Below are 18,827 nucleotides of genomic sequence, written 5' to 3'. Positions count from 1 at the left end.
TTGTGTTTTATTTGCGAGTTCGACAAAATACGAGTTTTTTCGGGTGGTGCCAGGCACTCGTCGAAACTTCCCTAATAGGGAGTAGTTACTTTTATTCTGCAGGCTCGAGATCTTCAATAGAATCAATCTCCATATATTCTGGTACAACGAGACCAATTTTAGCGCCAGTTAAGTTTTCTCCTAAGTCTTCGAAATTACCTTCATGCTCTTCGTAAAATGAAGCATGGGTAGCGGGCATCCAGGGAGCGATTGAGGCATCAGCATCACCTGAAGCAATAGCCTGGAACATAATAGGCGGGTCAACAGGAGTTAGGGTAACATTAAATCCGTGTTCCTCCAGAACTATTTTTACAACATTTCCGGAAGAGCGTTCCGTGTCCCATGGAGTTATTACTAATTCAATGTTCGTACCATCCACAGGCTCTACACCTTCTGTCCAATCTGCAACTTTTTCCTCGTTTTCTTCTACCCAGTCCCGGGCTGCTTCTTCAAAATCCATTTCCTGGGCGTCAAGCATGACGGATTCCATATCTTCCGGCTCCCAGTTGAATCTGCCCAGAATTTCGTATGCTTCAGGCATATCTTCTTCCAGCCCGGTTCTTACAATTGTTTTAATTTGTTCTTCCCCGCCATATACGCCTTCAGGATCTTCTAAGTATTTCAGGTCATACTGCGCAAATTTAAAGTGAGGGGACCACCCGGCAACAATAATAGGTTCCTCATTGTTAATGGCACTTTCTAATTCGGTCAGCATAGCCACTGTGGAGGAGATTTCATGATGCCAGCCGGCAAGATTTTCATACTCTGCTAAAGCATTATCAGTAGCCTGAGTGATTCCGGCACCTGGCTCAATACCTGTAATCGTATAATTTACTGCTTCCCCGATATTCACGCCAGCTTGTTCGTTTCCGGCGTTTTCCGTGTCATCCGTATTCTCTGCATTTTCCTGTCCGCATCCGGCTGCGAGAAGAGTTAAAGACAACCCGGCAACCATCCCGGTCTTTTTCCATTTAATGTTTTTCATGTTATTAACACCCCTTAGTCTTAGCTTAAATCAGCTGCTATCGTTATTTTGCCTTATGTACAGCTATTCATTCTGCTGTCTATGAGATCTTTTTCAGTGAGCAAAAATTATTATGTAAAAAACAGCTAAATGCAATAATACAATTTTTTGTTTTCCAGTTCAAAGAGCAAAAACAGCGAATTTTGTATGTGCAGGACGTACAGTTTACATTGTGTGGACGAAAGGGAAGTATTCCATTTATTTTCTTGGTTATTCGACGGGTGACAGTGGTCAAGCCCCTGGTAAATAGACAATAAACAAATTCGACAATTTAGGTTCTAATATTCGTTAGAACCTAAATTGCATGTAGATATCTTTTATGGTATTCCTTTGGGGATGCATACCCCATCTTTTTCTGTATACGTTCTTCATTGTAGAAGCGGATATATTTTTTAAAGTCCAATTGTACTTGCACTAAATTAGTAGTCGGATAAAAATGAGGAAACTCTGTTTTTAGTTGTGAAAAGAAACTTTCTATAACCGCGTTATCCCAGCAGTTTGCTTTGCGAGACATGCTAGGTATAAACTTCAGTCTTTTGCTTAACATATGGTAATTGGCAGAACGATAGACGCTGCCTTGATCACTATGGAGGAGCACATTCTCTAATGTAGATAGCTTTCTTTTCATTTTCGCGGCTATAATGGTTTCTTCAATAAGCTGTTGATTTGGGCTGAACCCACACTTAAAAGCAATAATTTCACGGTTAAAAAGATCCATGATCGTGGAAATATAGAGTTTCACGGAGTCTATTTCAACCTCCGTCATGTCTGTAACCCATTTTTGGTTAGGGTGACTCGCCTCGAAGTTTCTATCTAATAAATTGCTGTATACAAAGCCGGTGGCTTGTTTCTTTGTTAGGTGTGTTGCCTTTTTCTGACGTACTTTGGCTTTTAAGTTAGATTCTCTCATTAAACGTGCTACTTTCTTATGATTAATAATAACGTTTTTTGCTTTTAAAACCTGTGCAATTCGTTTAGCGCCGTATGTTCCTCCATACTTTTTATAAACCCGCTTAATTTGTTGTAGTTCTTTTTTCTGTTTTTTGGTCGTTTGTTTTTTTGGACGCTTCAAATAAGCGTAATAACCACTTGTGGAAACGCCTAATACCTTACACAAAATAACAACAGGGTAATCCTTTCTCAGATAAGAAATTGCCTCGTATTTTTTACTTATTCGTTCTTCTTGAGAAAGGCCTGGAACTTTTTTAGGATTTCATTCTCCTTTTCTTTTTCTTTGAGTTGTTTTTCTAGTTCTTTAATTCTTTTTTCAGCTTCAACCTGAGATGGCGAAGCTTTTATAGAAGTAGTAGAACGAGGGTTAATTAGTCCTTGTTCTCCTTTAAGCTTATAGGTATTTATCCACCTATAGATCGTATCACGGTGTAACCCAAGCTCACTTGCGATTACTGAAACTTGATCCCCTTCTTCCAATACACGACGTACAGCTGCCAATTTAGTTTCGACACTTACATGTGTTTTTCCCATAAAAAATAGCCCCCTTAAAAACTAGATATGTCGTACGTTTATCATACCTTACCTGTCCATTATAAGGGGGCTTTTCACAGGCACCACCCGAATTATGTCGAGATAGTTTTATTGCAAACACAACAAACTTGAGGTAAATTAAAAGTAGTTTATTTTGTTGCATATGCAATAAAAATAGTGTGAGGAGTTCATTATGAAACAAATTCTCCGTGAAATTGGCATGATAGCAAGAGCGTTGGATTCCATCAGCAATATAGAATTTAAAGAATATGACCTTACGAAAGGCCAGTATTTGTATTTGGTGCGTATATGTGAGAACCCGGGAACCATTCAGGAAAAATTAGCTGAAATGATTAAAGTAGACAGAACTACAGCAGCCCGTGCTGTAAAAAAACTTGAGCTCAATGGCTTTATTGAAAAGAAAGAAGATGAACAAAACAAAAAGATTAAAAAACTTTTCCCGACAGAGAAAGGGAAACATGTATACACATTTATTATCAGAGAAAATGAGCATTCAAATGATGTGGCTTTAGCCGGATTCACCGAAGAAGAAGCAGAAACCATCCATGAACTCCTTAAGAGAGTAAGGAACAATGTAGTAAAAGACTGGGAGTTAGTAAAAAAAGGGAACAAAAGAAATTATTAATAGGGGAGGATTTTGAATGACAGCAACTATCAGAAAGTGTACTGTGGCAGACTTACAGAAACTACAGGAAATCAGTACGGTAACGTTCAATGAGACATTTAAGGACCAGAACTCGCCGGAGAATATGAAGGCTTATGTGGAAAAGGCGTTTAATCTGGAACAACTGGAAAAAGAAGTATTACATCCTAATTCGCAATTCTATATTATTTTCGTTAAAAATGAACTAGCTGGATATTTGAAGGTAAACACCAGCAATGCCCAGTCGGAAGAGATGGGGGAAGAAGCCATTGAAATAGAGAGAATCTACATAATAAATACATTTCATAAACAGGGACTTGGAAAACAACTGCTTAATAAAGCGATAGAAATAGCAGAGGAACAAAATAAAAAGAAAATCTGGCTTGGTGTGTGGGAAAAAAACGAGAATGCAATTGCCTTTTATAAAAAACTGGGATTTGTCCAGACTGGAGCACACTCTTTTTACATGGGTGATGAAGAACAAACGGACTATATTATGGTGAAAACATTAAGATAGTCATCAAACAATAGCCGATGGTGGCAGAAGTAATAATCCTGTCTTACTGTTTTAGAGCATTTTCATCTAAGTGCGGTAAATATCTATACAAGCCAGCCTGCCTCACATATAATGTACCATTCCTTAAAAGAAGGAGGTTTACATTAATGAGTGGTTATTATGGAGATTATGGTGGACGCGGCCATGGTGCTGGCTTTGCGTTCATCCTGGTGCTGTTTATCCTGTTAGTTATTATTGGTGCAGCTGCTATTGGCACTGGATTTGGGGGCTACTAATAATTTCTCCCCTTTCCCTTTCCTTTCATAGCGTCCTTTTTTGGGCGCTCTTTTTTGTTTTCAAGGATAAAAACAGAGATGTTTTTTATCCAGTGAATAAATTATAATCTTGCTGCTCTAATTTATTTATGGTAATATTACAAAAATTAGTAAATGCGATGATGAGAAGAGTAAATAAATAAGTTCTTCACAGAGAGCTCCGGAAGCTGAAAAGGAGCAGGAACGATTTTATTGAAGCAAGCCTCTGAGCAGTACATTGGATCCTTAATGGTGATAATGTATCGGGAGCTCCCGTTATAGAGCTAGGGTATAAGCTTAATTGCCGTACCTGAAGAGGTTAATATGGCAACATATTAATAAACTGGGGTGGCACCGCGATTAATAATCTCGCCCCCAAGACTAATGTCTTGGGGGTGGGATTTTTTTATTTTTCGGCAAAATAAACAGAGGGAGGGCTAAATGTGGACTGGAGAAAATTAATTTATTCCTGGAAGTATCCAGGCATTTTACTGTTCGGTATTGGTATTTCAAATATCGGAAGCTGGGTTTATTTTATTGCGCTGAATTTAATCGTTTTTAATATGACGGGCTCTCCTCTGGCGGTTGCTGCCCTGTATATCATCAGGCCCTTCGCTGCATTATGTATCAATTTGTGGAGCGGCAGTTTAATTGACCGTTTAAATAAGAAATTCGTCATGATTTTTCTAGATGTTCTCCATGGGATTCTGATTGTTTGTTTAGCTGTATTCTCAGGATCTCTATGGATAATTTATGTCCTTGTCTTCGTAATTAGTATGGCTTCTTCAGTATACGGGCCCACATCAGATAGTTATATTACCAGGCTCATTCCTGCTGAAGAAAGACAACGGTTTAATTCTTTAAGAAGCCTCATTGATTCAGGGGCTTTTATAATCGGACCTGCGATTACCGGCGTGTTATTTATCATTGGGTCTCCAATTTATGCCATTTACATCAATGCTTTAGCTTACTTTTTTTCAGCTATTGTTACCATGCTTATGCCTAATCTGGAGAAAAACCTTTTGAATAATACGACAGCCGGCCAAAAAGTTTCCATGAAGGTCTTTAAGGAAGACTGGATTGTTGTTTTAAATTTCAGCCGTAAGTTTTTTTACGTCATGACTATATATTTTTTGTTCAGCGTTTTTATCGTCATGCAGACAGCAGTTGATTCCCTTGAAGTTGCTTTTTCCAAAGAGGTCATTTCTCTTACCGACAGTGAATATGGTTTCCTTGTGAGTATTGCAGGAGCAGGCATTTTAACAGGAGCATTGATAAATGTAATCTTCACAAAAAAATTAACAGTCTCCATGCTGATTGGGGCAGGTGCTGTTGTTGTTTCCACAGGTTATCTGATTTTTGCTTTTTCGAGTTCTTTTATGGTGGCAGCGGCAGGGGTATTTCTGCTGGCGTTTGCCAATGCCTTTGCTAATACAGGATTTTATACCTTCTATCAAAATAACATCCCTGTAGAGGTGATGGGGAGAATAGGCAGTCTGTACGGATTTGCTGAGGCATTTTTAATTATTATAACAACAACGGGCTTTGCCATAGGGGCGCAAGTTCTTTCCATTCAGCTCATGGTTATTTCCGGTGCAGTACTAATGCTTTTACTGACTGCCACACTCTTCTGTCTTGCAGTTCATCCATCGAAAAATACTTTTTACAAAACTGTACCTGGAGACATAAAGACCGGTTAATTTCCCACATGAAAAACAGGCAGGCGATAGTGAAGGAAGCTATTGCCCCCTGTTGTTTTATTCGTCGATACTGATGATTTAAACAATATCTATTAGGTGTTGGAATTTTATGTTAATATATAACTTGTCGGACACTGGTTCAGGGAACAAATTACAAACGCATTAAAAAAATTCTTTCTTAGCGGGGAGATCTTTATGAGAAATTTAGTATTATTTATTGCAGCCAGTTTAGACGGATATATAGCTACTAAAGACGAGTCTTTAGATTGGTTATTTAAAGTGGAGGGAGAAGGGGATAATGGTTATTCGGAGTTTTATAATACAGTTGATACTGTCTTAATGGGCAAAAAAACATACGATTGGATAATGAAATATGAAACAGGAGAATTCCCCTATCGGGACAAAGAGTGCTATGTTTTTACAAGATCTTCGATAGTAGATACCGAGAATGTTAGTTTTATTAATGAAGATGTAAGTGATTTTATAAAGAAACTTAAAAACCAGTTGGGAAATAATATCTGGATTGTTGGTGGAGGTGAAATGCTCCATTTTTTACTTGAGGAAAAATTAGTAGATGAGATTATTTTAACTATTGCACCGGTTATAATTGGAACGGGAATTCCTTTATTTAAAGAAGGGGACTTTCATTTAAACCTGTCATTGATAAATAGTAGAACCTTCAATCAGTTTGCAGAACTCCACTACGAAGTTAAAAGAGAATGAATAATTAAATCTAATTTAAGGATGATCACATATGAACAAAAAAATACAGCAATTCTGGCAGGATTTTTGCACAGCAAATAATATGAAGGAAATTGAATATAAGGATGCTTTTCAGTTTGGCGCTTCCGCGGACTGGTTAGCAGAACTGGTAGTGGAAGGGAAGAAGACAGCGACTACTTCAGGTTTTGTGTTTTATGAAATAGAAAAAGAAGCTCTTCCTAAAGCTGGTGAATATAGTATTGTTTTAGACGGCTGGGAAGAACCAGCAGCAGTCATTCAAATTCAGTCCGTAGAAGTTGTACCAATGAATGAAGTAACAGAGGAATTCGCTTTAGCAGAAGGTGAGGGGGATTATCGTTACTGGTGGGATGCACACGAAGAGTTCTTTTCCGGGTTATTAAAAGAACACGGTTTGGAATTTTCTTCTGATATGTTAGTTGTATGTGAACGATTTAAAAAAGTATATCCAAAATAACTATATATCTATTAATGGGGGCTAGCTTATGGTCAGGCGATTCATGGAGAGCCTTTAAATAGAGTGGAGGTGATTGAATGGATCAGGTTTTTAGTGGTAATAAATTCGAAATAGCATTCAATATTTCTCTTTTATTATTTGCTTTAGTTGTAGTTATATCCTCTGTCTTTAATTTAATTGATACGGAAAGAAATTTCTTGTATGCCATTTTAGGAATTATAATTGGCAGCGGCAGTATCACCAGGTTATATCAGCTCAATAAAAATACATAATTATATATTCAGCTTATGGAGCGTTAATTAAACTTGAAAAGACAGCCATAAAGCATCATATTCCTATCCTGATCTATATACTTTAGTCGGTATGAATTTCCGTTGGTTTCGAATTTGATAAAAATAAGAAGTGGTTCTCACCAATTGTGAGAACCACTTTATTTATTGGACTAGTCAAGATTCAACCATGCCTGCGGTGCATTATTACTTTGTATATGGTTACTGCCAGCTGCATTCCTTGCGAGCTGGATAGCTCTTCTTGCATCGATTCTTCCAAACCTGATGGAACGTCCTGAGACTGGGCGGATAGCGGCCCGGTGGATAATCGATCTGATCTGTCTGTTAGTGAGTGTCTGATTTGTCGCCTTGATCAACCCTGCCAGGCCGCTTACAAAAGGAGCTGCCTGAGACGTGCCAGACGCCGTCCTGTACATAGAGTCTCCGGCTTCTCCAGGGAAAGTAGACAAAATATCCTGCCCAGGCGCAGCTACTTCCACCCAGGAACCGTAGTTAGAGAAGGGGGCAAGCTCGTTACTTTGGTTTGTTGCGGCTACTGCAAGCACCTGATTGTATCCGGCTGGATAATGAGCGATATTGGAAGAGTTATTTCCTGCTGCTGCAATAAGAAGAGCACCCCTGTTATGAGCGTAGTTAACGGCATTTCTCAGGGTTTCGTTTCCCATTGCAGCTCCTAAACTTAAATTAATAATATGCGCTCCCTGATTTGCCGCGTGAATAATCCCCTGAGCTACATTGCTGATTGACCCGCCTCCGTTATCTCCCATTACTTTTATATTCATAATCGCTCCTGTGTTATAGCTCATACCAGCGATACCATTTCTGTTGTTAGTCGCAGCGGCAGCAATTCCTGCCACATGAGTCCCATGTCCATGTATATCATCCGCAGTGGGTGAGCTGGAAAAATTCGCTTGATGAATGATCTTTCCCCTTAAATCCGGATGATTAGCTTTTACTCCGGTATCCAGAATAGCGATCCTTGCTGAGAGTGGAGCCACACGGGCAAGATCCCAGGCACCTTGTGCGTTTATATTATCCAGGCCCCATTGCCTTTCCAGAAGCGGGTCGTTTGTTGTGACAGAAGAGGTCGTTATTTTTTTCAGGGAAGCAATTCCTATCGTGTTAATGATCGGTTCCACTTGTATGAAGTAATCTTCCTCCACAAAACGGACATCCTTTGAGTCAGTATATCCCTTCAGGCAGGATGGGAGTTCCCCCTCAGGTACAGTCACCACATGAATGCCAATCTCTTTAATTTCCTTAATTAGCTCTGCTTTTCGCTCCTTGTGCATCTTTAAACAGCGGGACTTTTTTGTACCGGGCTTAAAGCATACAATCAGCTGCTTTGTTGCAGGCATGTACACCATCTCCTTTTCTGTAAAGCTTCTATATTAATCTATTCAAGCGAGGACATGTCCGAAGCGGTAGATGTACTAGGAAAGGAGAAATGAGGCATCTATTTACTAGACAGATAAAGATTTTTCGACAGGTGCCTGTGAAAAGCCCCCTTATAATGGACAGGTAAGGTATGATAAACGTACGACATATCTAGTTTTTAAGGGGGCTATTTTTTATGGGAAAAACACATGTAAGTGTCGAAACTAAATTGGCAGCTGTACGTCGTGTATTGGAAGAAGGGGATCAAGTTTCAGTAATCGCAAGTGAGCTTGGGTTACACCGTGATACGATCTATAGGTGGATAAATACCTATAAGCTTAAAGGAGAACAAGGACTAATTAACCCTCGTTCTACTACTTCTATAAAAGCTTCGCCATCTCAGGTTGAAGCTGAAAAAAGAATTAAAGAACTAGAAAAACAACTCAAAGAAAAAGAAAAGGAGAATGAAATCCTAAAAAAGTTCCAGGCCTTTCTCAAGAAGAACGAATAAGTAAAAAATACGAGGCAATTTCTTATCTGAGAAAGGATTACCCTGTTGTTATTTTGTGTAAGGTATTAGGCGTTTCCACAAGTGGTTATTACGCTTATTTGAAGCGTCCAAAAAAACAAACGACCAAAAAACAGAAAAAAGAACTACAACAAATTAAGCGGGTTTATAAAAAGTATGGAGGAACATACGGCGCTAAACGAATTGCACAGGTTTTAAAAGCAAAAAACGTTATTATTAATCATAAGAAAGTAGCACGTTTAATGAGAGAATCTAACTTAAAAGCCAAAGTACGTCAGAAAAAGGCAACACACCTAACAAAGAAACAAGCCACCGGCTTTGTATACAGCAATTTATTAGATAGAAACTTCGAGGCGAGTCACCCTAACCAAAAATGGGTTACAGACATGACGGAGGTTGAAATAGACTCCGTGAAACTCTATATTTCCACGATCATGGATCTTTTTAACCGTGAAATTATTGCTTTTAAGTGTGGGTTCAGCCCAAATCAACAGCTTATTGAAGAAACCATTATAGCCGCGAAAATGAAAAGAAAGCTATCTACATTAGAGAATGTGCTCCTCCATAGTGATCAAGGCAGCGTCTATCGTTCTGCCAATTACCATATGTTAAGCAAAAGACTGAAGTTTATACCTAGCATGTCTCGCAAAGCAAACTGCTGGGATAACGCGGTTATAGAAAGTTTCTTTTCACAACTAAAAACAGAGTTTCCTCATTTTTATCCGACTACTAATTTAGTGCAAGTACAATTGGACTTTAAAAAATATATCCGCTTCTACAATGAAGAACGTATACAGAAAAAGATGGGGTATGCATCTCCAAAGGAATACCATAAAAGATATCTACATGCAATTTAGGTTCTAACGAATATTAGAACCTAAATTGTCGAATTTGTTTATTGTCTATTTACCAGGGGCTTGACCACTGGCACTTGTCGAAAAATCTTCATCTGCCCGGCAGGGGGAAGTGCCTGGCAGGGCGAATATTAATACTTAGAAACTTTTACAAAATATAACTTTTTGCTTTCTGCGTACTCCTATATTTTTGAAAGGGACAATTCAAAACTGACTGGAGGCTGAACATGAGCGATTTTCCTGAGCTTCAAATACCGAAGGAGCTGGAGCTATACAGAAAACAGATTGAGAGTACAGTAAAGCCGTTTATCAGCATAACTGCCAGAAAAGGGGAAACAACCGTTTTTCAAAGTAAGTTTGGGGGTGATCCATATCTCCCTTTGTCGATGGAACACCCGCGGGATAGTTTTAACAAACCGATGAAGCTGCTTGCCCAGTTTAATCTGGGAGAAATACCTGTTGTGAAAGATATTCCGATTCCGGGGAAGGGAATCCTCCAGTTTTTTATCTCAGCTGGAGATGATGTGATGGGCATAGACTTTGATGATCAAACAAACCAAAAGAATTTCAGGATTGTATATCATCAGGAAATTGAGAAAGACGAATCCAGGCTTGTAAAGGATTTCAGTTATATAGAGTACGACCCGGAAACAGATTCTTTCCCTGTTGAGTATGAAACTGCTCTTACTTTTTCAGTGGACCATGAACCAGTTTCTCTTGAAGATCATCGGAATGGGGAGTTGTTAGGGGAAAGTGTTGACCTTGATAAGCCTGTTCATTATGGGGAGCAGGAAACCGATCTGTTTGAAGTGTACAATGAGGCTTTCCCCGGAGGCGGGCACAAGATCGGCGGGTATCCATTCTTTACCCAGCAGGATCCCCGGGATTATGGAAGTGACCTGAAAGATCATGAAATCCTGCTGCTGCAGATTGATAGTGATTTTGACAATGGGATCATGTGGGGAGATATGGGTGTAGCCAATTTTTTTATAAAAAAAGAAGATTTGAGAAACCTAGATTTTTCTATGGTAGCTTATAACTGGGACTGCCATTAGAATTCACATAATTTACTGGGGGCTTGTCGAGGCATTAAAAAAGACAAACTCCACAAGGGTTTGTCTTTTATTCCTCCGTAACAGTTACATGGAGAGTATTAAAGATTTTTCTTCATTAACGCTGCTATTTCCAGATTATTCTGGTCGGCAGTGCTTTCCAGATTCTTAATCACTAATTTCTGCCGTTCTGGCTGATGGTTCTGGCTTAATTTAGCCTTCGCTTCTTTTTTTGTGATGTTTATTTTAAATGGTAGGATCCCTTTCATCATGCTATCGATATATCCGGAGTCTGTGCCAGTTAATTTGTATGGACTATCTGCCGCTTCATATTTGTTAACCATGTCATTTAAAGAGTCGAATACTAGTTTTGGGTCTTCCACAATCTCTACTTTTCCATATACGTGGACAGACACATAATTCCAGGTGGGAACTGCTTTCGTTGTTTCATACCAGGATGGAGAAATATAACAGTGCGGCCCCTGGAAAACGACAAGGACCTGTTGGTTTTCAATATCCTTCCATTGGTTGTTCGCACGTGCAAAGTGGCCATATAAGGCGTTTTTCTCTCTATTTAATATCAGCGGAAGATGAGTGGCGCATGGCTCACCCTGATGCTGAGAAAATAAAGTTGCGAAGCTGTATTTCTCTATAGCTTCATAAATCACATCTTCCTCTGTAATTTCAAAATGTTTTGGTATATACATGGATACATGCCCTCCTCAATTTGTACTGGAAAAATAACTCTTAAATCCTGTTTTATTTCTGCTGACAAACAATTATATGAATATTTTAAACTATTTATTAAACACAGTATAGCAGCTGATTTTATGATTAAAGGGAGACTGTAAAATATGTGGTTTGTATATGGAGCAGCTGGATTAGCAGTATTATATATTTTGCTAACTGCAATAGGTTATAGCGCTTTTACCATTTTGATTGGTATTATTGAATGGTCAACTTTCTATTTATTGCCCTGGATCGCTCTGTACTGGTTTATTCAATTTGTGAAAACCAAAAGGAGAATATCATAAGCAGGGAGACAAATAGTGAACTTTTTAAAAGAAAGGCGAGATTCTGTGGCACGTTGTACAAAATGTAATTTTAAATGGAAAGGAAAAGATATTTGGGCACTGGGTTTTTCAAAGAAGGGGAAGGACTGCCCTGGCTGTGGAGCCAGACAATATATTTCTTCCGGCACTCAGCGGATATTCACATTAGGTTATTTAAGTCTGGTTTTTATCGTGATTTTCCCTTTTGTCATTAAGCTCAGTGATAAAGATGAACCGTTATGGTAGTTATAAAATACATTTAAATGGGAGCTGGGATTCCCTGCTTCCTATTAAAATATCAAGTTACTAATATACCAATTCCACGTTTTACAATATATTGAAGATATGCCATAATTGATATTAGTTAGAGAGAAGGGGGAATAACTTTGAAAAGAAGATTTGTAATATTCGGAATAATTCTCGCTATTATAAGTTCTTCTTTGTTTGTCGGGAACAAAATGACAGGTTATACTGACAGAGCATGGCAGACACAAAGCATTTACTCTATTTATGATGAAATAATTTATAAACATCAAAGTCTGGAAGGAAAAGCAGTACAAGTTGGGTTGTCAGATACGATGCCGGAAAAAATGTTTCGCAAGGCCTTATATTATTTCCTGAATTCCCGTGTTGATGCTGACTGGAAATGGAATGTGTATGAGATAACTGAGGAAAGAACGAACCAGCTTTTAAAAGTAGTCGAGAATAATAATTTCGACCATTCGAATCTATACATAAATATTTTGAATGATTGGCGCAACAATAACTTTTCTAATTCTGTAAGATATCATGATGAATTAAGGAAGATTAATGGTATTGTAGAAAAAAGCGCAGCTACAGGACTCTTCTCAGATTCAGAGGCAGAGAAGTACCTGGAACAAGGTTTCCCATTGCCGCAGCATGAGGAAGAATAACATATCGGGGGGGGGGGGGTACTTATGAAAAAAATAACAGTGTACTCGACTATTGGAGTCTTTGTAATAGGAGCAGGAGCTGCAATTGGTCTTTGGGCGACTGACAATTTTTTAGATGGGAAAAAGGAAGAATCGGCTGTCCATGCAGAAAAACTGGAAGAAAACGAACAAGACGATAATGAAACAACAGTGGAAGCACATAATGATGAACAGGTTGAAGAGTCAAATAGAGAAGAAAATCAAGAAGATGAAGAACAAGCCGAAGCAAGAACAAAGCTGGAACGGTTTTATAAAGAAGTAGAATATGATCTTGGAATCGATTCTGGGACAAGCCAGGACCAACTCCTCATTATTATTCATCATATGGCACACCAAAAGATCAGAGCAGAACAAAAATGGGGTGCCGTTCCATTAACTGAAGACACAGTAAATCAGCTGTATAAAGTAGTTTCTGAGAATGATTATCCACGAAAAGATTTATTGATGCAAATCCTCAGGGAATGGAAAGAAGAAGATTTCAGGTTCATCGATCACCACCATAACGAAGTCTGGGAAATCCAGGGCGGCACGGTTGGTAAAGCCTATGGAACCCTGGACCCGGCAGAAGAATGGCAGTATATTGAACAGGAGTTTCCCGACATCATCAAAGAGCAGCTGCAATAAAGACATCGATACACTGGGAAATAATAAAACCGGGGAACAGGTTAAAGGGTTCGATTTTTGGAGACGAAAACTAAAATAACACATCAATTAACAGACCAATTCAGAGTTGAATTGGTCTTTATGTTTTTATTGAGATCGTTGTTTACCTTGTTTTGAAAGGATAAGACCAGACGTGATATTATATATTTTATAAGTAATGAAAGGAGATGCTGTGTTTATGTATAGCAAGCGAAATGTTGAGATTGTAACAAATGGGGAGGTATGTGCTAAATAAATTCATGCATAGAACCTCCCAAAAGTTATAATTTAAAACTTAAGGAGGAAATAAAGTTGAATAATATTGATATGAAAAATCTAGGACTTACTGAAGAATTTAAACAGGAGTCTAAAATATATAAAGACCTTTTTATTGGCCGGGTTTCATCACAATCTAAAAATTTATATAAGGTAATCACAGAAAAAGGTGAGATCGTTGCTGAGATATCCGGTAAGTATCATTATAATGTAAAAGGAATTTCTGAATATCCTGCAGTTGGAGATTTTGTTATGGTCGATAGAACAAATAATTCACAGGGAAACGGAATAATTCACCGCATACTTTCACGAAAAAGCGTATTTGCACGTGAAATGGCAGGAACTAAAGAAGAAATTCAGATTGTCGCTACAAATATTGATACGGTTTTTATTTGTATGTCACTGAACAATGATTATAATTTACGCAGACTAGAGCGTTACCTTTCTATCGCTTGGGACAGTGGTGCAGTACCAGTTATTGTACTTACAAAATCAGATTTATGTAAGGACATAGAGATAAGGCTTAACGAAATTACTTCTATTGCAATTGGTGTCGAGGTGCTTGTTACAACAAGTACTTCTGATGAAGGGTCTCGATCTTTAAAAAGATTTCTCTCTAGCGGTAAGACAGCAGCGTTCATAGGATCATCTGGAGTTGGAAAATCAACCTTAATCAATTGTTTGCTCGGTCAAAATATATTAGACACAAATGGAATAAGAAATGATGATAAGGGCAGACACACTACGACAAGACGTGAACTGTTTATTCTTCCGCATTTAGGTGTTGTTATAGACACTCCGGGGATGAGAGAACTTGGGATTATAAATGCAGATTTAACGAAATCCTTTTCTGATATTGAAGAACTTGCTTTTGATTGTAAATTTAATGACTGCACACATAAAAATGAGCCAAACTGTGCAGTACAAAAAGCAATAAAAGATGGTGTTATATCAGTTGAAAGGCTAGAAAGCTATTGGAAACTAGAAAAAGAAGCTAAGTATGATGGTTTGAATTCTAAAATGATTGAAAAAGAAAAAATAAGTGACATGTTTGGTAGTATGGGTGACAAAAAAAACTTTAGGAAATTTATCAAAGAACAAAATAGAAAAACAAGAAGATAAATTCTTAGAAATGTTTGAAATGAAGATTAGGGTAACGGCTCCATGTGGAGCTGTTACCCCATTTATTTGGTATATAGGTTGTTGCAGTAACATGTGAGGAATTACTTAAGCTAGCGGAGAGCAATATTTGAATATCCAGGGAGCTGCAAATGCAGCTTTTTTTAATGATCAATTACTGGAAGATGATGTTAAAATAAAGGGGAGTTAAGCATAGACAAATGTAATACGAGGTGAAACAAAATGCATAATACTTCATTAATTACAGTAACTCATGACCCGAAAGGAAGAAACGTTAAATTATTTAAGGAATTAAAAAATGTATTCGAAGATATTTATTCCGAACTTTTTATTACTATTAGTGAAGAAACCTCTGCAGAATTAATTGAAGAATTAGAAAATAGCAAGTTCAAAACAAAGATAATCTCAAAATTAGGGGTAGCACATGCCAGGAGACAATCATTAAGTCTTGGTTTAACTAGCGAAGCTCAATATTTTCATTATTGTGATTTCGATAGGTTATTAACGTGGGTAAAGAATCATTCATCAGAATTAAGAAAGACCGTCGGAGTAATCCCCAAATACGATTATTTGATTATAGGAAGAACCGAAAGAGCAACGCAAACTCACCCTGATGAATGGTTAGAGACAGAAAAAATTACTAACAAAATATGCTCTTTAGAACTTGGAAAAGTAGTTGATATTACTGGCGGTTCCTGCTCCTTTTCAAGAAAGGCGGGAAATTATATTAATAAATACTCAAAAGAGAAGATGACTGATGCTGAATGGGCTATGATTGCTCATAGGTTAGCAGGATTAAATGTTAATAGTTGAAGGCTTAGAATACCATGAAGATATAAACAGTGTGACAAGGGAAATGAGTAGATCTGAATCATGGTTGAGTCGATTAAAGCTCAGTTTAATTATTAGTGAAACTGCGTGTAACGTAGGGAAGCGCAATTAATTTGTGATGAATTAGACTTATGGTAACGTAAGCGAAAGTTGAATAAGCTGTAGCAGTTCTTGTTCCTGCGAGGGTAGAAAAGTGGAAGTAGCATCCTGGGGAGGTTGTATCCATGTTAATAAGAAAAGCAAAACCTAAAGATAGCGATACTCTAGTAATCTAGCTTACAAGTCTAAATCTTATTGGGGTTATTCTATAGATTTCCTTAAAAGATGCAAGGATGATTTGACTGTTACTGTCGAATATATTGAACAGTATCCAGTTTATGTACTGGAAAAGGATAGTAAGATTATTGCCTTTTATAGTTTCGATTTAAAAAATACAAAGTTAGAAGCATTGTTTATTGATCCTGATTATATCGGAAAAGGCATTGGAAAACTGTTGTGGCTTGATTTGTTAGGTAAAGCTAAAGAGTTAAATATAAAAGAATTTACACTCGGTAGTGAGCCAAACGCTGAAGGATTTTATTTAAAAATGGGAGCAAATAAAATAGGTTATACTGCGTCAACGGTTTTTTCTGATCGAAATCTCCCACTCATGAAGGTTAAAGTAATTTAACACTTAAATAAACGGATTAGGATTATTTAAGACACAGCCAGTGCTGTTCTGGTGCTATGATTTAGCATTGTTCAATAGGAAATAATATTTCCAAATACACATACAAGATTATAAGTTTCTGTTGTGTTCTCTTTATAAAGTTATCCAGGGGGAGAAAATTGAAATTAAAAAACATTAACATTAAAGAACGAATGGCACATTACAATGTAAACGGTTTAAGTATTGCATTATACGAGGAAGGTCAAATCAGTGGAACAGAAAACTATGGTTTACTTGAGGTTAATAGTGATAGAAAAGTAAATGATAACTCTATTTTTAATGCGTGTTCCATTAGTAAATTCTTAGCTGGAATGATAGCAATAAAGTTACTGGAAGAAGGGCATCTGGATTTAGATGAAAATGTAAATGAAAGACTTGTTACTTGGAAAGTGCCTGAAAATGAATTTACAAATAATAAAAAAGTTACTTTAAGAAACTTGCTTAGTCATCAATCTGGAATCAAGGACCCTGAAGGTAGTTTTTTAGAACTAAATTCAGATAGAGGTTTTCCTTCGATGGTTGAATTGTTAGAGGGGAAATCTCATTATTGTAAGGTTCCTATTAAAGTTCAATTCGAGCCAGAGAGTGAATTTCATTATTCAGATGCAGGCTATTGTATTATTCAGCAATTAATAGAAGATGTAACGAAAAAGCAGTTTTATCAATTGGTAAATGAGTTCATATTTGAACCACTGGGAATGCAAAATAGCCAATTAAATACGCCAATGACGGAATTTGTTAGAGATACCTTTTCTTGCGGTCATAACAAAAACGGGGAATTAGTAGATGGAAAATATCCTATATACCCTTATCCAGCAGCTTCGGGACTATGGACATCTTCTTTGGATTTAGCTGAATTAGTTATTGAGCTGATGAATGCAGTAAAAGGAGAAAGTAAGCTGGGTATTTCGGAAAGTTTAGCAAAAGAAATGATAACCCCGCAAAGAGGTAAAAGATGGACAGGATTAGGTGTATTTCTTGAAGGCTTCGAAAAAGAACTGGAAATTACATCACTCGGTTGGGGAATAGGTTTTCAATGTATGATGGTGGCACGCCCACACTTGGAAAAGGGTGCAGTTATTATGACGAATGCAGAATTAGGCGTTCATCAATTAGAAGGGATTATTGGAGAGATATATAAATCTCTTCTCTCTTAAAAAAGCGTTAATTGTTTATTATTCTGTGATAACCAATAAGTTTCTTGCAGAACTGACGGGATCTGTTAGTTGAACAAAAGATGCAGACGGAGGCCTTACAAATGAATGGAATAAAAATATTAGAATCGTTTGGATTTAAAACGGACGAAGAACCAAAAAGCATTTATCCTTATTCACCAGTTTATCGAGTGAGAGGTGAGAAATATGATTTTATTATTAAGAAAACACAAAGAACGATAGAACGAGCACAAAGGTTAATTTATTTTACTAAATATTTAAAAGAAAATGGAATTAAAGTAGTAACGCCTGTTGATACCAAAAGGGATAATCCGCAACAAATTGGCGGGGATATATATATTGTATATCCTTTTATTGTTGGTGGAACGTACACAGGGACGAATGATGAAATATATGATTCAGGCAGGTTATTAGGAGAAATACACCGACTCTCTCCTGAGGTGAATAATTTTGATTTACCCAAGTACAATGTGTTTGATTTTAACATCAAAGAAGTTCATGATAGTGTCCAAAATATAGAAAACTACGCAAAGAGTGTTAATCTTAAAATTGACATTTATAAACTGAAAGAAAAACTAATACAAATTGTTCCTCAACAAGAGGAACTTAAGAATAGTAGATTGCCATATGTAGCAACTCCACATGATTTTAAAGCCAATAATTTAATTTTTAACCCTGATCCATATTTGATTGACCCTGATAATGCTACATGGTTACCCAAAGTATTTGATTTAGCATTGGTATTACTTTTATTCCACAATGAGTTATCAACAGCTCCAGACGAGATATTTACACCTGAGCAGTGGCAAATTTTTCTTTCCGGTTATACAAAATCAGTAAGTATAACTGAATTAGAGAAAGAATATTGGCAAAGAGCGCTTGAGCATGTCTTTTTAGATGAAGTTATGTGGTTAATGGCTGAATGTGAAGAAGATTGGTCTAATCCTTCTCAACTTAAACTCTTTGAGTGTTTAATTAAATTGATTATAGATTCATCAGATTATCATCTATAAAAAAATATCACATA

Annotated in this window: 23 protein-coding genes and 1 other annotated feature; of the genes, 18 read left to right on the top strand and 5 right to left on the bottom strand. The window is 37.3% G+C overall.

The window, feature by feature from the left end:
* Positions 1–91: 91 nt before the first annotated feature.
* From BK582_RS18780 to BK582_RS18770, 3 genes are all read right to left on the bottom strand, one after another.
* A complete protein-coding gene (locus BK582_RS18780; RefSeq protein ID WP_078596506.1) occupies positions 92–1,024 on the bottom strand; it encodes a glycine betaine ABC transporter substrate-binding protein in 933 nt (310 codons plus the stop codon).
* Between the two features lie 334 nt (positions 1,025–1,358).
* Positions 1,359–2,180: an IS3 family transposase gene (locus BK582_RS18775; protein ID WP_244895429.1), complete on the bottom strand. Its 822-nt coding sequence runs from the start codon at positions 2,178–2,180 to the stop codon at positions 1,359–1,361.
* A 53-nt stretch (positions 2,181–2,233) separates the two neighbouring features.
* A complete protein-coding gene (locus BK582_RS18770; RefSeq protein WP_078596473.1) occupies positions 2,234–2,548 on the bottom strand; it encodes a helix-turn-helix domain-containing protein in 315 nt (104 codons plus the stop codon).
* Between the two features lie 193 nt (positions 2,549–2,741).
* Here BK582_RS18770 and BK582_RS18765 point away from each other — a divergent pair, with 193 nt between their 5' ends.
* The 7 genes from BK582_RS18765 (at position 2,742) to BK582_RS18735 (ending at position 7,192) form a co-directional block, all read left to right on the top strand.
* Positions 2,742–3,194, top strand: coding sequence for a MarR family winged helix-turn-helix transcriptional regulator (locus tag BK582_RS18765; RefSeq protein ID WP_078596505.1), 453 nt, complete (start codon positions 2,742–2,744; stop codon positions 3,192–3,194).
* A gap of 16 nt (positions 3,195–3,210) precedes the next feature.
* Entirely contained in the window at positions 3,211–3,729 is a 519-nt protein-coding gene (gene paiA, locus BK582_RS18760) for a spermidine/spermine N(1)-acetyltransferase (RefSeq protein WP_078596504.1), read from the top strand.
* A gap of 146 nt (positions 3,730–3,875) precedes the next feature.
* Entirely contained in the window at positions 3,876–4,004 is a 129-nt protein-coding gene (locus BK582_RS18755) for a YjcZ family sporulation protein (RefSeq protein ID WP_078596503.1), read from the top strand.
* A gap of 149 nt (positions 4,005–4,153) precedes the next feature.
* Positions 4,154–4,402: a binding site (T-box leader), on the top strand.
* Positions 4,403–4,465: 63 nt separating this feature from the next.
* Positions 4,466–5,722, top strand: a complete 1,257-nt coding sequence (locus BK582_RS18750) for an MFS transporter (protein ID WP_078596502.1) — start codon at positions 4,466–4,468, stop codon at positions 5,720–5,722.
* A gap of 195 nt (positions 5,723–5,917) precedes the next feature.
* On the top strand, positions 5,918–6,445 hold the full coding sequence (locus BK582_RS18745; RefSeq protein ID WP_078596501.1) for a dihydrofolate reductase family protein: 528 nt from the start codon (positions 5,918–5,920) through the stop codon (positions 6,443–6,445).
* Positions 6,446–6,476: 31 nt separating this feature from the next.
* A complete protein-coding gene (locus BK582_RS18740) occupies positions 6,477–6,920 on the top strand; it encodes an ASCH domain-containing protein (RefSeq protein ID WP_078596500.1) in 444 nt (147 codons plus the stop codon).
* A 77-nt stretch (positions 6,921–6,997) separates the two neighbouring features.
* Positions 6,998–7,192 carry a hypothetical protein gene (locus BK582_RS18735; protein WP_078596499.1) on the top strand — a complete coding sequence of 65 codons (195 nt, stop codon included), beginning with the start codon at positions 6,998–7,000 and terminating at the stop codon, positions 7,190–7,192.
* A 170-nt stretch (positions 7,193–7,362) separates the two neighbouring features.
* Here BK582_RS18735 and BK582_RS18730 read toward each other — a convergent pair whose 3' ends face one another.
* Positions 7,363–8,568, bottom strand: coding sequence for a S8 family peptidase (locus BK582_RS18730; RefSeq protein WP_169911134.1), 1,206 nt, complete (start codon positions 8,566–8,568; stop codon positions 7,363–7,365).
* A gap of 215 nt (positions 8,569–8,783) precedes the next feature.
* On the opposite strand from BK582_RS18730, the gene BK582_RS18725 reads away from it, so the two are divergent.
* From BK582_RS18725 to BK582_RS18715, 3 genes are all read left to right on the top strand, one after another.
* Positions 8,784–9,098 carry a helix-turn-helix domain-containing protein gene (locus tag BK582_RS18725; protein ID WP_078596473.1) on the top strand — a complete coding sequence of 105 codons (315 nt, stop codon included), beginning with the start codon at positions 8,784–8,786 and terminating at the stop codon, positions 9,096–9,098.
* 53 nt (positions 9,099–9,151) lie between these two features.
* On the top strand, positions 9,152–9,973 hold the full coding sequence (locus tag BK582_RS18720) for an IS3 family transposase (RefSeq protein WP_244895429.1): 822 nt from the start codon (positions 9,152–9,154) through the stop codon (positions 9,971–9,973).
* A 224-nt stretch (positions 9,974–10,197) separates the two neighbouring features.
* Positions 10,198–11,025: a YwqG family protein gene (locus tag BK582_RS18715; protein ID WP_078596497.1), complete on the top strand. Its 828-nt coding sequence runs from the start codon at positions 10,198–10,200 to the stop codon at positions 11,023–11,025.
* Between the two features lie 98 nt (positions 11,026–11,123).
* Here the strand turns inward: BK582_RS18715 and BK582_RS18710 are convergent, their stop codons facing one another.
* Positions 11,124–11,729: an FMN-binding negative transcriptional regulator gene (locus BK582_RS18710; RefSeq protein WP_078596496.1), complete on the bottom strand. Its 606-nt coding sequence runs from the start codon at positions 11,727–11,729 to the stop codon at positions 11,124–11,126.
* A gap of 342 nt (positions 11,730–12,071) precedes the next feature.
* Between BK582_RS18710 and BK582_RS18700 the strand changes: the two genes are divergently transcribed.
* The 8 genes from BK582_RS18700 to BK582_RS18665 all read left to right on the top strand — a co-directional run bounded on the left by BK582_RS18700 (position 12,072) and on the right by BK582_RS18665 (position 18,813).
* Positions 12,072–12,320 carry a hypothetical protein gene (locus BK582_RS18700; protein ID WP_236939212.1) on the top strand — a complete coding sequence of 83 codons (249 nt, stop codon included), beginning with the start codon at positions 12,072–12,074 and terminating at the stop codon, positions 12,318–12,320.
* Between the two features lie 140 nt (positions 12,321–12,460).
* Positions 12,461–12,988, top strand: a complete 528-nt coding sequence (locus BK582_RS18695) for a DUF6241 domain-containing protein (protein WP_078596494.1) — start codon at positions 12,461–12,463, stop codon at positions 12,986–12,988.
* Positions 12,989–13,012: 24 nt separating this feature from the next.
* Complete coding sequence (locus BK582_RS18690) at positions 13,013–13,651, top strand: DUF6241 domain-containing protein (protein ID WP_078596493.1); 639 nt, start codon at positions 13,013–13,015, stop codon at positions 13,649–13,651.
* A 330-nt stretch (positions 13,652–13,981) separates the two neighbouring features.
* Positions 13,982–15,067 (top strand): ribosome small subunit-dependent GTPase A, encoded by a 1,086-nt coding sequence (rsgA, locus tag BK582_RS18685; RefSeq protein ID WP_078596492.1) that lies wholly within the window; start codon positions 13,982–13,984, stop codon positions 15,065–15,067.
* Between the two features lie 240 nt (positions 15,068–15,307).
* Positions 15,308–15,898: a hypothetical protein gene (locus BK582_RS18680; RefSeq protein WP_078596491.1), complete on the top strand. Its 591-nt coding sequence runs from the start codon at positions 15,308–15,310 to the stop codon at positions 15,896–15,898.
* A 355-nt stretch (positions 15,899–16,253) separates the two neighbouring features.
* Positions 16,254–16,586: a GNAT family N-acetyltransferase gene (locus BK582_RS18675; RefSeq protein WP_420841234.1), complete on the top strand. Its 333-nt coding sequence runs from the start codon at positions 16,254–16,256 to the stop codon at positions 16,584–16,586.
* Positions 16,587–16,744: 158 nt separating this feature from the next.
* Entirely contained in the window at positions 16,745–17,782 is a 1,038-nt protein-coding gene (locus BK582_RS18670) for a serine hydrolase domain-containing protein (RefSeq protein WP_078596490.1), read from the top strand.
* A gap of 101 nt (positions 17,783–17,883) precedes the next feature.
* Positions 17,884–18,813, top strand: coding sequence for a phosphotransferase (locus BK582_RS18665; RefSeq protein WP_078596489.1), 930 nt, complete (start codon positions 17,884–17,886; stop codon positions 18,811–18,813).
* Positions 18,814–18,827: the final 14 nt, after the last annotated feature.

The organism is Evansella clarkii, from assembly GCF_002019695.1.
Lineage (GTDB): Bacteria > Bacillota > Bacilli > Bacillales > Salisediminibacteriaceae > Evansella > Evansella clarkii.
Note: the sequence above shows the minus strand (reverse complement) of the source record. Positions and strands in the feature narration are given on the sequence as shown.